Source organism: Kitasatospora sp. NPDC085895, from assembly GCF_040702125.1.
Taxonomy (GTDB): domain Bacteria; phylum Actinomycetota; class Actinomycetes; order Streptomycetales; family Streptomycetaceae; genus Kitasatospora; species Kitasatospora arboriphila.
The window spans coordinates 35048-48369 of record NZ_JBFBJY010000067.1 but is presented as its reverse complement, the minus strand read 5'-3'; the positions used below and the strand labels follow the sequence as shown (position 1 = coordinate 48369).

11 protein-coding genes and 2 pseudogenes are annotated in these 13322 nt (G+C 73.5%); 4 read left to right on the top strand and 9 right to left on the bottom strand.

The window, feature by feature from the left end; all coding sequences use genetic code 11:
- Positions 1-91 precede the first annotated feature (91 nt).
- Both AB0442_RS31385 and AB0442_RS31380 read right to left on the bottom strand, forming a co-directional pair.
- Positions 92-1378: an MFS transporter gene (locus tag AB0442_RS31385; protein ID WP_366167000.1), complete on the bottom strand. Its 1287-nt coding sequence runs from the start codon at positions 1376-1378 to the stop codon at positions 92-94.
- Entirely contained in the window at positions 1375-1914 is a 540-nt protein-coding gene (locus tag AB0442_RS31380) for a winged helix-turn-helix domain-containing protein (RefSeq protein WP_366166999.1), read from the bottom strand. The genes AB0442_RS31385 and AB0442_RS31380 overlap by 4 nt, the downstream gene beginning before the upstream one ends.
- A gap of 379 nt (positions 1915-2293) precedes the next feature.
- On the opposite strand from AB0442_RS31380, the gene AB0442_RS31375 reads away from it, so the two are divergent.
- Positions 2294-2953 (top strand): TetR/AcrR family transcriptional regulator, encoded by a 660-nt coding sequence (locus AB0442_RS31375; RefSeq protein WP_366166998.1) that lies wholly within the window; start codon positions 2294-2296, stop codon positions 2951-2953.
- Positions 2954-3040: 87 nt separating this feature from the next.
- On the opposite strand, the pseudogene AB0442_RS31370 reads toward AB0442_RS31375, so the two are convergent.
- Positions 3041-3421, bottom strand: a pseudogene (locus AB0442_RS31370) (discoidin domain-containing protein); the annotation flags it as partial.
- 117 nt (positions 3422-3538) lie between these two features.
- Positions 3539-5917: pseudogene (locus tag AB0442_RS31365) on the bottom strand (discoidin domain-containing protein); the annotation flags it as partial.
- Between the two features lie 334 nt (positions 5918-6251).
- Here AB0442_RS31365 and AB0442_RS31360 point away from each other — a divergent pair.
- Both AB0442_RS31360 and AB0442_RS31355 read left to right on the top strand, forming a co-directional pair.
- Positions 6252-6446 (top strand): DUF1918 domain-containing protein, encoded by a 195-nt coding sequence (locus tag AB0442_RS31360; RefSeq protein ID WP_095877200.1) that lies wholly within the window; start codon positions 6252-6254, stop codon positions 6444-6446.
- Positions 6447-6450: 4 nt separating this feature from the next.
- Positions 6451-7338, top strand: a complete 888-nt coding sequence (locus AB0442_RS31355) for a DedA family protein (RefSeq protein ID WP_366166997.1) — start codon at positions 6451-6453, stop codon at positions 7336-7338.
- Here AB0442_RS31355 and AB0442_RS31350 read toward each other — a convergent pair.
- From AB0442_RS31350 to AB0442_RS31335, 4 genes are read right to left on the bottom strand one after another with little or no spacing between them, the layout of a single operon-like run.
- The gene (locus tag AB0442_RS31350; RefSeq protein WP_363539350.1) at positions 7302-8042 is read right to left on the bottom strand and encodes a PIG-L deacetylase family protein; all 741 of its coding nucleotides are present in this window, start codon (positions 8040-8042) and stop codon (positions 7302-7304) included. The genes AB0442_RS31355 and AB0442_RS31350 overlap by 37 nt on opposite strands.
- A gap of 2 nt (positions 8043-8044) precedes the next feature.
- Positions 8045-8701: an NAD(P)-binding domain-containing protein gene (locus tag AB0442_RS31345; RefSeq protein ID WP_366166996.1), complete on the bottom strand. Its 657-nt coding sequence runs from the start codon at positions 8699-8701 to the stop codon at positions 8045-8047.
- Positions 8702-8729: 28 nt separating this feature from the next.
- A complete protein-coding gene (locus tag AB0442_RS31340) occupies positions 8730-9086 on the bottom strand; it encodes a VOC family protein (RefSeq protein ID WP_363539346.1) in 357 nt (118 codons plus the stop codon).
- A gap of 34 nt (positions 9087-9120) precedes the next feature.
- Entirely contained in the window at positions 9121-10062 is a 942-nt protein-coding gene (locus AB0442_RS31335) for a LysR family transcriptional regulator (protein WP_366166995.1), read from the bottom strand.
- Between the two features lie 178 nt (positions 10063-10240).
- On the opposite strand from AB0442_RS31335, the gene AB0442_RS31330 reads away from it, so the two are divergent.
- The gene (locus AB0442_RS31330; RefSeq protein WP_366167004.1) at positions 10241-11725 is read left to right on the top strand and encodes an amino acid decarboxylase; all 1485 of its coding nucleotides are present in this window, start codon (positions 10241-10243) and stop codon (positions 11723-11725) included.
- Between the two features lie 242 nt (positions 11726-11967).
- Here the strand turns inward: AB0442_RS31330 and AB0442_RS31325 are convergent, their stop codons facing one another.
- Positions 11968-13233: an MFS transporter gene (locus AB0442_RS31325; protein ID WP_366166994.1), complete on the bottom strand. Its 1266-nt coding sequence runs from the start codon at positions 13231-13233 to the stop codon at positions 11968-11970.
- Positions 13234-13322 lie beyond the last annotated feature (89 nt).

Here is a 13322-nt window from a genome sequence, read left to right as displayed (position 1 = left end):
TCGCGAGGGAGTCCAGGTCAGGCGTCACAACCGACCTTTGGACTCCCTCGCTTCATGTCATGCGTGCCAGCGAGCCCTTGGCATCAATCATCTAGACGGCGCCCTCCGGAACGAGATCCGCGGATTCTGCGCGCTCCGGGCCCCCGGCCGGGACGGCGGCGCGCAACGCCGCCTCGACCCGGCGGTTGCTGGTCATGGTCGACGTGACGGCGGTCATGGTGAGGAGGAGGCCGGCGGCGGCGTAGAGCGGGGTGCGTACGTCGTAGGCGGTGGCCAGCCAGCCGCCGAGGAAGGCGCCGAACGGGGCGGCGCACATGGCGAGCATGCGGGAGGTGGAGGCGACCCGGCCCATCAGGTGGGCGGGGACGACCGCCTGCCGGAGGGAGGGGGCGAGCACCATGGTGGCGCCCATGCCCGCCCCGCAGACGGCGAGCGCGAGGCCGGCGACGTACGGGTTCGGGGCGGCGGCGAGCCCCAGGACGGCGAGTCCCTCGACCGCGGCCGTGCAGGTCAGCGCGGTGCCGGTGCCGAGTCGCCGGCCGAGGAAGGAGGCGATGCCCGCGCCGAGCAGACCGCCGGTGGCCTCCGCCGTGAGGAGCAGGCCGAAGCCGGAGGTGCCGATGCCGAGACGGTCGTGCGCGAAGAGCGCGAGTACGGTCTCCACGGCGAGGAAGGCGATGTTCCCGACGGCCGGGCGCAGCGCGAGGCCGAGCAGCAGCCGGTCCCGGAACACGTACGAGGCGCCGTCCCGCGCCTGGCGCAGCAGCGACTCACGGGCCTGCGGTACGGGCCGGGGCGCGGCGGGCAGCGAGCGCACGAGCAGTGCGGAGAGTGCGAACGACACGGCGTCGGTGAGCAGCGGGAACGCCCGCCCGAGCGCGAGCAGGGCGCTGCCCGCGGGCGGCCCCGCGAAGCCGGAGGCGGCGGTCTGGCTGCCGCGCAGGCGGGAGTTGGCGCGTTCCAGGAGCGCGGGGTCGCGGCCGAGCAGGTCCGGCAGGTAGGCCGTGGCGGCCGTGTCGAAGAAGAGTCCGCCGAGGCCGAGCAGGAAGGCGACGGCCGCGAGCAGGGGGATGCTGAGCACGTCGAGCGCGGCCGCTGCCGCCGGTACCGCGAGCAGCACCGCGCGTGCCGCGTCCGTGGCCCACATCGTGCGGCGACGGTCCCAGCGGTCCACCAGCGCACCGCCGAGCACCCCGAAGAGCAGCCACGGCAGCGTTCCGGCGGCCGAGACGACGGCGAGCGCCATCGGATCCCGCGTCAACGTCAGTGCGAGCAGCGGCAGCGCGGCGTGCGACACGCCGTCACCGAGCGAGGACACCGTCTGCGCGGTCCACAGTCGTCCGAACCCGGCGGGCAACTTACCTATGTCCGAAGTCACTTGGCGTCCCCCTCGGCCTGCACGCGCGACGCCGGGTGGAAGAGCGCGAAGACGAGTGACGCGTCCGGCAGCGCCGGGTCGGACAGCTCCCGGTACTCGTCCGCCAGTGCCTCCAGCCGCGCCCCCAGCTCCGCGAACTGCTCCTCGGTGAGCCGCAGATGGGCCATCCGCACGTGCCGCTCACCGTCCGCGGGCGCCGCCTCCAGGTCCGCCACCGCGTGCCGCATCAGCACGTCGGACCCTCCTTCGCCCGGGTCCGGCAGCACGATCGACCGCGCGGCCATGGCGTAGTACCGCTCGGTGACCCCGCGGACCTTCCGGGTGCGCACCACCGTCACCAGGCCGGCCCGTTCGAGCAGTCGTACGTGGTAGCTGGAACTCCCCTTCGCGAGGCCCACGCGCTCGGCGATCTGCGTGATCGTCGCGGGCTCGAAGCGGAGTACGGCCATGATCCGGTGGCGCGTCAGGTTGGAGACGGCCCGCAGCTGTTCGTCGGTGGTGACGTGGAACGTCTCGGGAAGATCGTCGGTAGGCATGCCATCAATGGTCAACGCTTCTTGACCATTCGTCAAGCGTTTTCTGCAGGACGGCGCGGCCCACGTGCCGGAGCCGGTCGAGCGAGGAGTTCGGGCCCGGAAGGCCATCGGGCCAGAGGGGCTGCGGGCCGGAGCCGGTGCCGTACGCCCCCGTCGCCGCGGGGGTGTCCGACGCCCGCCCGGCCGCCGACGTCCTGTCGCTGCCGACCCGCGGCCACCACGTCTCCTCGACGGAGGAGCCCGGCCACTGGACGGCCGAACGCGTCGCCCCGCGTCGCCCGGGTCGTGGTGGCAGCGCTCGTCGACGACCGAGAGGCCGTCCGACCGCCGCACCGCACGTGATTCGCGCGTGGAATGCCCGATACGGCACAGTGATCCCATGAAGGCGCAGACGGGGACAGACCACCGGCCGCCGTCCGGGGCGGTCCGGCGCCGGCCCGTCCAGCAGCGCAGCCAGGAACGGTACGAGCGGCTGCTGGACGCCTGCGCGGGCCTGCTCGACGAGGTCGGCCCGACGGCACTGACCACCAAGGAGGTGGCCCACCGGGCGCAGGTGCCGATCGGCACGCTGTACCAGTTCTTCTCCGGCAAGGAGAGCCTGCTGGGCGCCCTCGCCGAGCGGAACCTGGACCGCTTCCTCTCCCGGCTGGCCGTCCGGATCGAAGCGGCGGCGCCGGTCGGCGGCGCCGGTTTCGTCGACCTGGCGGTGGACGAGTTCGTCGCGATGAAGCGCAGCGTCGCCGGCTTCGGCCACCTGGACTTCGGCCTGGTCGCCGCGGTGCCGGGCGACCTGCGGGACGACCGGCACCTGCTCGACCGGGACTTGGACAACAACGCGGCGGTCGCCGAACGGATCGGCGCCCTGGGCGGCGAGCTGTTCGCCTACCCGGGCTCCGCGCTGGCGCTGCGGGTGGCGATGGAGTGCGCGGACGCCGTCCTCAAGGTGGCCTTCCGGGTGGACCCGGAGGGCGATCCGGCGCTGATCGGAGAGTGCAAGCGGCTCCTGCGCGGCTACCTGGCGGAGCGGCCCGCCGCCTGACCACGGGGCCGGCTGCTTGAACACGGAGCCGGGAAAAGCGGATGCCCACCTCCGGCGAGGTGGGCATCCGCTGCCAGGTCTTCGCGGTCAGGAGGCGAAGGCCTGGAGTTCGGAGAGCTGGCCGGCCGGCCAGGCGGTGTTGCCGGTCACGGTGATCCGCAGGTGGCGGGTCGAGTTCGCCGGGAGGTCGATCGTCACCGTGTTGCCGGTGGCCGGGTCGAAGGTGCGGCCGGCCGGACCCGCCAGCGTGCCGAAGGACGAGCCGTCGGTGGAGCCGGAGACCGCCAGGGTCTGGGTCCGGGTGTTCCAGGCCGAGGCCGGCGGCAGCTTCAGGGTCACCTTGCCGAGCGCCACCGCGCAGCCCAGGTCGACCTGCACCCACTGCGGGAACGCGTTGTTCGCGCTCTCCCAGTACGAGTTGGCGTCACCGTCCACGGCGTTGCCCGCACCGTACGTCTGGGTGGAGCCGGACGCGGTGGCGGGCTCGCCCTGCGCGATGTTGCCGGTGCCGGGATTGCAGCCCGGCGTGGTGCTCGGGGTCGGCGTCGGCGTCGGCGTCGGGGAGGACGTCTGGCCGCTGCCGAGGAAGGCCTGCACCTCGGAGAACTGCGCGGCCGGCCAGGCGGTGTTGCCGGTCACCGCGATCCGCAGGTGGCGGGTCGAGTTCGCCGGGAGGTCGATCGTCACCGTGTTGCCGGTGGCCGGGTCGAAGGTGCGGCCGGCCGGGCCCGCCAGGGTGGTGAAGGACGAGCCGTCGGTGGAGCCCTGCACGGAGAGGGTCTCGGTGCGGGTGTTCCAGGCGGAGGCCGGCGGCAGCTTCAGGGTGACCTTGCCGAGGCCCACCGCGCAGCCCAGGTCGACCTGCACCCACTGCGGGAACGCGTTGTTCGCGCTCTCCCAGTACGAGTTGGCGTCACCGTCGACCGCGTTGCCCGCACCGTAGGTCTGGTTGCTGCCGGATGCGGTGGCGGGCCTGCCCTGCGCGATGTTGCCGGTGCCGGTCGGGCAGGTCGGCGTCGGCGAGGAGGACGGGCTCGGCGAGGGGGAGGAGGACTGCGAGGGGCTCGGCGAGGGGCTGGAGGTGCCCGGGTTCGAGGGCACGCCGTTGTACGTCCAGACGGGGGCCGGCCAGGTTCCGGTGCAGGTGGAACCGGTCAGGCCCGAGTTGCCGCCGCCGTCGGTGATGACGAAGCCGGTGCCCACGCAGTTGTGGATCGGCGTGGCGGACTGCGCGATGTTGGTGGCCTTCACGTTGGTGAACTTCAGGGTGGCGTTGGCCTGCGCCTGGACGGCGAAGGTGCCGGCGCCGTTGATGTTCACGTTGGTGAAGTTGATGCCGTTGGCCGCACCCTCGATGGTCTGGATCGCCTCGTAGGAGCTGTCCAGGACGTCGGTGTCGGTGATGTTGATCGTCGCGCCGCTGATCGGCTCGTTGAGGCCGCTGAACCAGACCGCGCCGACGCCGAAGTTCCAGTTGTAGTCGCTGTTGCCGGTGCGGATCAGGGTGTTGCGGGCGGCGGTGATGGTGCCCGCGACGGCGGTGCCGCTGCCGGAGTTGACCCCCGGGTAGCGGTTGGCGATGTGCAGGCCGCCGCCGTTGGTGATGGTGTCCGACATGACGTTGTCGGAGATGGTGAAGTCGCGGCCGCCGTAGGTGACGATGTTGTTCGCCAGGATCGGCAGCACCACGGTGTTGTGGGTGAAGCTGTCGTTGGTGTTCGGCTTGTCCTGCGGCCAGGAGGCGAGGCCGTCGTCACCGGTGTTGCGGACGAAGGTGTTGGTGACCGTCGAGTTGGTGACGCCGGTGTGGAAGTTCACGCCGTCGGCGGTCTGGTCGAGGATGCGGCTGTTCTTGATGGTGAGGCGGTCCATCGGCCCGTCCATCCAGGCGCCGACCTTGGTGTGCTGCAGCCACAGGTTGTCGACGGTGGAGTTGGACATCGCGCCGCCGAGCGCGTTGACCTGGTCCTCGTCGACCCGCTCGCGGATGTCGCCGATGATCGCGAAGTCCTTGAGGGTGACGTTCGAGCTGCCGCCCTGGTTGGCCCACTTGCCGTAGACGCCGGCCGCGTTGGCGCGGTTGTTCGGGTCGCGCCCGCCGAGCACCGAGTACCACGGGCCGGCGCCGACCAGGGTGACCTTGTCCACGACCACGTGGCTGTACAGGGTGAAGTCGCCCTGCGGGATGTACACCGTCCTGCCCTGGGCCGCGCCCGCGTCGACCGCGGCCTGGAACTTTGCGGTGGAGTCGGTGGCACCGGTCGGGTCGGCCCCGAAGTCGGCGACCACGTCGAGGGCGCCGGCCGGCTTGCCGATCGGCCCGGCGACGTTCTCGAAGTCCGCCAGGTCGATGGTGAAGGTGGGTGACTGGGCGGTCGAGGCGACCTGCAGCCGGATCTTGGTGCCGATCGGGTAGGTCCGGCCGAGCAGGGTGCGGGTCTCGTCGTAGAAGTGGTGCGGGTTGGAGTCGCCCGGGTTGTTGTTGAACGGGTAACCGCCGTAGTACCAGCTGTACTTCGAGGTGACGGGGACGCTCTTCAGCTTGGCACCGTCGACCAGCAGGTCGATCGAGGCGTCGCGGCCCTTGCCGTCCGCCGAGTCCGGCAGGCTGTAGCGGAAGTCGATCGAGTTGGCCGGCTGGGTCAGCGTGAACTCGACGTACTGGCCGGTGCCGTTGAGCGCGACGGCCTGCCGGCCGGACGCCTCGGACGGCAGCGCGCCGTACTTGCGGTCGGGGCCGATCACGGTGCCGTTGGTGGCGGCGTACTCCGCCTCCTGCTCGACGAACGGCACGGTCGCTCCGCGGCCCGGGACGTTCAGCGGGGAGAGGGCGGGCACGCCGGCGGCGTGCGCGGCACCGGCGTTCGCCAGGACGGCGGTCAGCAGGCCGACGGTGCCGAGGGCGGTGGCGGTCAGGGCCGCGACGGTGCGCCTGCCGTGCCGGGTGGGGGGTGGTTGCTGCATCTGCGGCTGCACATCCTTGCCGATCGTGGGGGTGCTCCGGGTGGGGGCAAGTGCCCGGCCGCCGCACCGCACTGACGCCGCGTCGACGACGCACCGGTGCAGCCCGCGGCTTCCCGCCGGGCGTGGCGAGACTATGAGCAGCGGATGCACGAAGTCCATACCCGTGCGCAAAAAATCGATCTAAGACTGCAATTTGGATGTGATGGATCAGCAAAGATCTGATCACCTGAGAGGTGAGGGAAGTTGTGCCCCATCTGCCCCCATTGCGTGCACCCGGCCCGCGCCGCAGAGTGGAAGCACAGTTCAGTGTCGACAGCCACCGAGGAGCATGATCATGCAAGCCACTGTGGGCGACCAGCTCCACATCCACAGCCGGTCCGTCGGCATGGTGGACCGCAAGGGCGAGATCATCGAGGTCCGCGGGACCGACGGCGAGCCCCCGTACCTGGTCCGCTTCGAGGACGGTCACGACGGCCTGGTCTACCCCGGCCCCGACTGCGTCATCGAGCACCAGCAGGAACGCCGCTAAGGGATTGACGACCCCGCCTCCGCTGCCGGGCCCGCTGGCCCACCTGGCCCCACTGCTGGACGACTACGGTTATCTGGCAGTGGGCCTGCTCGTGCTGCTCGACAACTGCGGCATCCCCGTCCCCGGCCAGACCGTCCTGGTGCTGGCCGCCGTCTACGCGGGCACCGGCCGGATGTCCATCGCGGGCGTGGTCGCGGTGGCGTTCACCGCCGCGGTGGTCGGCAACAGCCTCGGCTACCTGATCGGCCGCACCGGCGGCCACGCCTTCGTCCACCGCTGGGGCAAGTACGTCTGGCTCACCCCGGCCCGGATGGCCCACGCCGAGGGCTTCTTCCGGCGCAACGGCGTCAAGGTCGTCCTGGTCGCCCGGTTCGTCGACGTCCTGCGCCAGACCAACGGGATCATCGCCGGCACCACCGACATGGCCTGGCGGCGCTTCCTGCCCGCCAACGTCGCCGGCGCCGCGCTCTGGGTGGGCGTCTGGGCCGCGCTCGGTTACGCCCTCGGCACGGACATCGGCACCCTCTACGAACAGGCGCTGCGCTACCAGGTCTACCTGCTCGCCGCGCTCGGCGTGCTGGTCGCCCTCGTCGGGCTCCGCGCCTACCTGAAGCGGCGCCGCCGGGCCGCCGCCGGACCCGCGGAGAGCGGGGAGGCACCGGCACGGGACTCGGCCGCGCAGGAGGTGTCCGCGCAGGACGGGTCGGCGCGGGACTCGGCCGCGCAGGACGGGCCGGCCGACGGGTCCGGGGCGCAGCCCGGCCCGCCCCCGCGGAGGAACGGCGGGGACGGGCCGGGTACGGGCGGGTCCGGTGCCGGCGGGTCCGGTCCGGGCGGGCCGGGCGGGCCGGGCGGTCAGCCCAGCAGGATGACCTCGAACGGCGACGCGTAACGGGTGCCGAGCCGCTCGCCGGCCATCGCCCCGAAGGTCTCCAGCGTGCCGCGGGCGTCCGCCATGTCGCCGCCGAGTCCGTCGAGGTACGCACGGTGCGCCTCCAGCGAGGCGACGCCGAGGTCGAAGGACTCGGTGGTGTCCACCGCGTGGCCGGAGTCCGGCGAGGCCGCGGCCCACAGCTGCCGGACGCCGTTCCACGGCTCGTGGCCCTCGTCCAGCAGGTCGCGGAAGACCCAGCGGTTGCCCGCGTCCCGGACGGCGTCCAGGGTGGCGCGGCCGACCGCGATGTGGTCCGCCTGGTTGGGCCACGTCCCGCCGTAGGTCTCGCGGAAGTTGGTGGTGATCACGATCTCCGGGCGGTGCCGCCGGATCGTCCGGGCGATGTCCTTGCGCAGCGGCAGGCCGTACTCGACGACGCCGTCCTGGTGGCCGAGGAACTCCACCACGTCGACGCCGACGAGGGCCGCGGAGGTGATCTGCTCCTCCTCGCGGACCCGGCGGCAGGTCTCCGGGTCCATCGAGTCGATGCCGGCCTCGCCGCTGGTGGCCATCACGTAGACCACGCGCTTGCCCTGGGAGGTCCAGCGGGCGACGGCCGCCGCGGCGCCGTACTCCATGTCGTCGGGGTGCGCGACGACGGCGAGGGCGGTCTGCCAGTCCTCGGTGACCGGCCGGTACGGGGGTGGTGCCTGATCCGTCATGGTCAGTCGGCGCTCCTGATCGAGTAGTTGAAGTCGGTGTGGCCGAAGTGGCCCATCAGCCGGAGCCAGAACGGCATCAGCATCTCGGTGCCGCGGGCCGCGCTGATCCCGCCGAGGTCGACGACCTGGTCACCGGGCCAGCCGAACTGCTCCAGCACCCCGCGGACGAGGGCCTTCGCCTCCGGGTCCTCCCCCGCGACGAACAGCTGGTGCGGGCCGGGCACCCGGCCCGGGTCCACCATCAGCGGGGCGGACAGCGTGTTGAGCGCCTTGACCACCCGGGCCTCGGGGAACTCCCGCTGGATCTGCTCGCCGACGCTGTCGGTGTTGACCGGCTCCAGGCTGACCTCGCCGGTCGGCGAGAACACCAGCGGGTTGGAGACGTCGATCAGCACCTTGCCCGCCAGCCGCTCCGCACCGGCGAGCCGCAGCGCCGGCAGCGAGACCGTCCCGGCGGTGGCGTTGATCACCACCTCGCCGAAGTCGGCGGCGTCGGCGAAGGTGCCGGCGTGGCCGTTCGGGCCGGACTGGTCCGCCCAGGAGACGGCCGCCGCGTTGTCCTTGGTGCGCGAGCCGAGGGTGACCTCGTGGCCCAGCGCGACGAGCTTGGCGGCCAGGGTGCGGCCCACCGTGCCCGTACCGATGATCCCGAATCGCATCGCAAGTCTCCCGTGTGTGGGGTCCCGTTCAAGGGTCGCTTCGTTGGGCGAGGACGCAGAACTCATTGCCTTCCGGGTCTGCGAGGACGACCCAGGGTGCCCCGTCCTGTCCGACGTCGGCCCGGCGGGCGCCGAGGGCGAGCAGCCGCTCGACCTCGGCCGCCTGGTCGTCGGGGCGGAAGTCCAGGTGGAGGCGGTTCTTCAACTGCTTGCGCTCGGGCACCGGGACGAAGATCAGACCGGGCAGCCGGTCCGCGGACGGGCGGATCTCGAACTCGTCCGGCGCGTCGTTGACCACCGTCCACCCGAGGGCGGACACCCACCAGCGGCCGAGCGCCACCGGATCGGCGGAGTCGACGACGACCTGCTCCCACTCCAGTGCCATGGTCGCACCATAGTCCACCCGAGCTGACGGGGCATCACCCCCCGCCGCCCGCCGCCCGGTCCGCCTCCGACCAGCGGTGACGCAGCCGGTCCGCCTCGTCACGGAGGGCTGCCAGCAGGGCCCTGGCGTTCGCCGAATCGCTGGTGCGCAGCGCGGCGACCCCGATCCGCCGGGCCAGTTGCGGACCGTCGACCGGCCGCACCACGAGGTCGTCCCGGTGCGGGCCGAGACCGAGCCTCGGCAGCAGCGCCACACCGACCCCGGCGGCGACGAACCCCTGCAGCACCGAGTAGTCGTCGGTGCGCAGCACCGGCACGGGTTCGAAGCCGTCCTCCGCGCACGCCCGGAACAGCACCCGGTCGACCGGGTCGGCGTCGCTCACCCCGAGGATCCAGCCGTCCTCACGCAGCGCCGCCAGCGGCACCCGGTCGCGGCCGGCCTGCGGGTGGTCGGCCGGCAGGACGAGCTGCAGCGGATCCTCCAGCAGCGGGTGGACGACGAAGTCCTCGCCGAGGTCCAGGCCGCCGTCCGAGCGGGAGTAGACCAGGGCGACCTGCAGCTGCCGGCTGCGCAGCCCGGCCAGCAGGGCCGGCAGCTCGCCCTCGGTGAGCGCCAGGTGCACCCCGGCGCGGTGCAGGGTGCGGACCGCCGGCGGCAGCAGCAGCGCACCCGCGGTCGGGAAGGTGCCGACCCGGAGCGTGGCGGCGCCCCGCTCCACCAGGTCGGCGAGCTCCCGCTCGGCGACCCGGACCCGGTCGAGCACCGCCTCGGCGTGGGGCAGCAGGGCGAGGCCCGCCTCGGTGAGGACGGCGCCGCGGGCGCCGCGGTGGACCAGCGGGGTGCGGAAGTGCGCCTCCAGGGTGGCCAGGTGGTGGCTCACCGTCGGCTGGCTGTGCCGCAGGGAGCGGCCCGCGGCGGCCAGCGAGCCCTCGCGGGCGATGGCGCGGAGCACCTGCAGGTGGCGGAGATCGAGCACGGGTGGGGCCTCGGCTGTCGGTGTTGCGAGCGTGGGGCGGTCCGGGTGTGGGTCGGTCCGGGTGTGGGTCGGTCCCCGTCGTGGCCGGGGTGGAGTCATCGAGGTTTTCTGGAGATGTCCAGAAAAGTACCGGGTGCCTCGATGGGCGGCGCGGTGCGACGGTCGGAGGGTGAGCACCATGACCCTCTCCTCCCTCGTCCCCGCCGCCGACCCGGACCAGCTGCGCGCCCCCTACGCCGAGGCGGTACGGGCGAGCGCGGACCGCGACTGGCTGCGGCTCAACGTGCCCGGGCACGGCGCCGACCCGGACCGCTTCGCCGGGCTGGCCGGACACGTCGGCGAGGCCGTGCTGCGGCGCGACGTGCCGCCCCTGCTGGAGGGCATCGACCTGGGCCCGGACAACCCGATGGACCAGGCCCTGCAGCTCGCCGCCGACGCCTGGGGCGCCCGGCGGACCTGGTTCCTCACCAACGGCGCCTCGCAGGGCAACCGGATCGCCGCCCTGGTCGCCCAGTCGCTCGGCCGGACCCTCGTCGTCCAGCGCAGCGTGCACTCCAGCGTCGTGGACGGCCTGGTGCTGTCCGGCCTCGGCGCCGCCTTCGTCCAGCCGACCGTGGACGCCCGGACCGGCATCGCCCACGGCGTCACCGCGAGCGACCTCGCCGTCGCCCTCGCCCGGAACCCCGACGCGGCGGCCGCCTACGTCGTCACCCCCAGCTACTTCGGCGCCGTCGCCGACGTGGCCGCGCTCGCCCGGGTCGCGCACGCCGCCGGGGTCCCGCTGATCGTCGACGAGGCCTGGGGCTCCCACTTCGGCTTCCACCCCGCGCTGCCCGCGAACGCGCTCGCGCACGGCGCCGACCTGGTCGTCTCCAGCACCCACAAACTCGGCGGGGCACTCACCCAGGCCGCCATGCTGCACCTCGGCAACGGGCCCTTCGCGGACCGGCTCGAACCGCTCGTCGAACGCGTCTTCCACCTCACCCAGTCGACCAGCGCCAGCTCCCTGCTGCTCGCCTCGCTGGACGAGGCCCGGCGGACCCTCGTCACCGGGCACCGGGCGATCTCGGAGTCACTGGCCACCGCCGACGCCATGCGGGCCGCGGTACGGGCCGGCGGACGGTTCCGGGTGGTCAGCGACGGCTTCGGACGCTTCCGGGACATCGTCGCCACCGACCCGCTGCGGGTCTCCGTGGACGTCCGGGCCGGCGGCATCTCCGGGCACGAGGCCCGGCGGCGGCTGATGCAGGAGCACGGGGTCCTGGTCGAGGTCGCGACCGACGCCGCCGTCGTCGCGGTGGTCGGCGCGGGCGCCGGGCCCGAGGCGGAACGGTTCGCGGCGGCCCTGCACGCCCTGCCGGTGGTCCCGGGCGTCGCCGAGGACGCCCCGGGGCCGGAGCTCCCCGCGCCGGGAGCCGTCCGGATGACACCGCGGGAGGCGTTCCTGGCGCCGGGGCGGTCGGTGCCCGCCGCCCGGGCGGTCGGACGGATCTCCGCGGACGCCCTCTCCGCCTACCCGCCCGGCATCCCCAACGTGCTGCCCGGCGAGGAGATCACCGCCGAACTCGTCGCCTTCCTCCACGCCGTGGCCGCCGCCCCCACCGGCCACGTCCGCGGAGCCACCGACCCGGCCGTCCGCTTCCTCCGGGTCGTGGAGGCCTGACCGGCGCGGAAGCACCATCGGGGACCACCCCGGGCGGGGTCGGCCGCCCGCGCCCCCGAATCGGCTTGCCCTCCCCGTCGGGCGAACCCCGACAGGGGCGCGGGGAACTGCGCGAAACGGAAGGCCGCACACCGACGCTCCCGCACCCACCCGAGTGCACCGGTGGCAGGCCCGTTCCTTCCGCTGCGCGCAGTTCCCCGGGCCCCTGAACGGGCTTCGTCCTTCGGCTTCGCCGTTTCCCGTCAGGTGCCCGGGAGGGTGGGGGCGGTGCGGAGGGGGGAGCGGCGGATCGGGAGCCAGACCAGGGCGAGGCCGAGGGCTCCGGCCCAGAGGGCGGCCCGTTCGGAGAAGAGGGTGCCGAGCAGGCCCGCCAGGGCGCCGCCGACGGTGAGGGCTCCGGTGAGGATCACCCGCATGGTGGCGTTCATCCGGCCGAGCAGGTGGTCGGGGGTGACGTGCTGGCGGAAGCTGACCTTGATCACGTTGTCGATGCCGACCTTGAGCGTGGTCACCAGCCAGGCGGCGGCCGCGCACCAGAGCGCCGGCCCCCGGTCGACCAGCGCGACGCCGATGCCGACCGGTGCCACCGCGATCCCCATCAGCCAGAGCAGCCGTCCGGCCCCCGTCCGGCGGGCCAGGGGGCGGGCGAGCAGGGAGCCGAGGAAGACGCCGACGCCGCCGACGGCGAGGAACAGGCCGGTGGCCGCGTCCGGCAGCCCGAGCGTCCGGGCGAAGAGCAGTGGCAGCACGGTCTGGCAGAGCTGGACGGACACGTTGGTGAGGGCGCCGGCGAGGGCGATCGGCCGCAGGACGGGGTGGGTGAGGACGAAGCGGAGCCCGTCCCGGATCTCGTCGGCCAGGCGCGGGCCGTCGGGGCGGGTCGGGGCGGGGGCCGGTTCGGGGTGCCGGATCCGCCGCAGCAGCCAGGCCGATCCTAGGCAGCCGGCGGCGTCCACGAGCAGGGTCACGGGGGCGGTGAGCAGGGCGACCAGGAGGCCGCCGGCGCTGCGTCCGCCGATCTGGGCGACGGCGTCGACGGTGACCAGGTGGGCGTTGGCCCGGGTGAGTCCGGCGCGGCCGACCACGGACGGCAGGTGGCTCTGGGCGGCGATGTCGAAGAACACGGTGGCGGTGCCCGCCAGCAGTGAGACCGCACAGAGTTGGGGGAAGCCCAGGCAGCCGAGCGCCCAGGCCGCCGGGACGGAGGCGTACAGCAGCGCGCGGGCGACGTCCGCGGCGATCATGACGGGCCGTTTGCGGAGCCGGTCGACCCAGGCCCCGGCCGGCAGGCCGATGAGGAGGAAGGCGGCGGTCTGGAGCGCGGCGAGCAGACCGACCTGCCAGGCGGGGCTGTGCAGGGCGAGGACGGCGGTGAGCGGCACGGCGAGGCCGCCGACGGCGCTGCCGGCCTTGCCGGCGGCGGCCGCGGCGATCAGCAGCCGGTAGGCGCTGTCCGGGCCGTCCGGTACGGCGGCGGGCGAGGGCGCCCGGGTGTGAGTGGTGGTCATGACCCGGGACGATGGCGTCCGGTGGCCCGTCACGGCCACGGATTCAGTGTGGGCTAAATTCGGAGCGGCCCGGGGCGACCGCCGGTCGA

Excerpts from the sequence above, each read along its gene's own strand:
- AB0442_RS31360 (WP_095877200.1), top strand. The coding sequence starts at position 6,252 with ATGCAAGCCACTGTGGGCGACCAGCTCCACATCCACAGCCGGTCCGTC.
- AB0442_RS31345 (WP_366166996.1), bottom strand. The coding sequence starts at position 8,701 with ATGCGATTCGGGATCATCGGTACGGGCACGGTGGGCCGCACCCTGGCC.
- AB0442_RS31340 (WP_363539346.1), bottom strand. The coding sequence starts at position 9,086 with ATGGCACTGGAGTGGGAGCAGGTCGTCGTCGACTCCGCCGATCCGGTG.
- AB0442_RS31380 (WP_366166999.1), bottom strand. The coding sequence starts at position 1,914 with ATGCCTACCGACGATCTTCCCGAGACGTTCCACGTCACCACCGACGAA.
- AB0442_RS31330 (WP_366167004.1), top strand. The coding sequence starts at position 10,241 with ATGACCCTCTCCTCCCTCGTCCCCGCCGCCGACCCGGACCAGCTGCGC.
- AB0442_RS31375 (WP_366166998.1), top strand. The coding sequence starts at position 2,294 with ATGAAGGCGCAGACGGGGACAGACCACCGGCCGCCGTCCGGGGCGGTC.
- AB0442_RS31350 (WP_363539350.1), bottom strand. The coding sequence starts at position 8,042 with ATGACGGATCAGGCACCACCCCCGTACCGGCCGGTCACCGAGGACTGG.
- AB0442_RS31325 (WP_366166994.1), bottom strand. The coding sequence starts at position 13,233 with ATGACCACCACTCACACCCGGGCGCCCTCGCCCGCCGCCGTACCGGAC.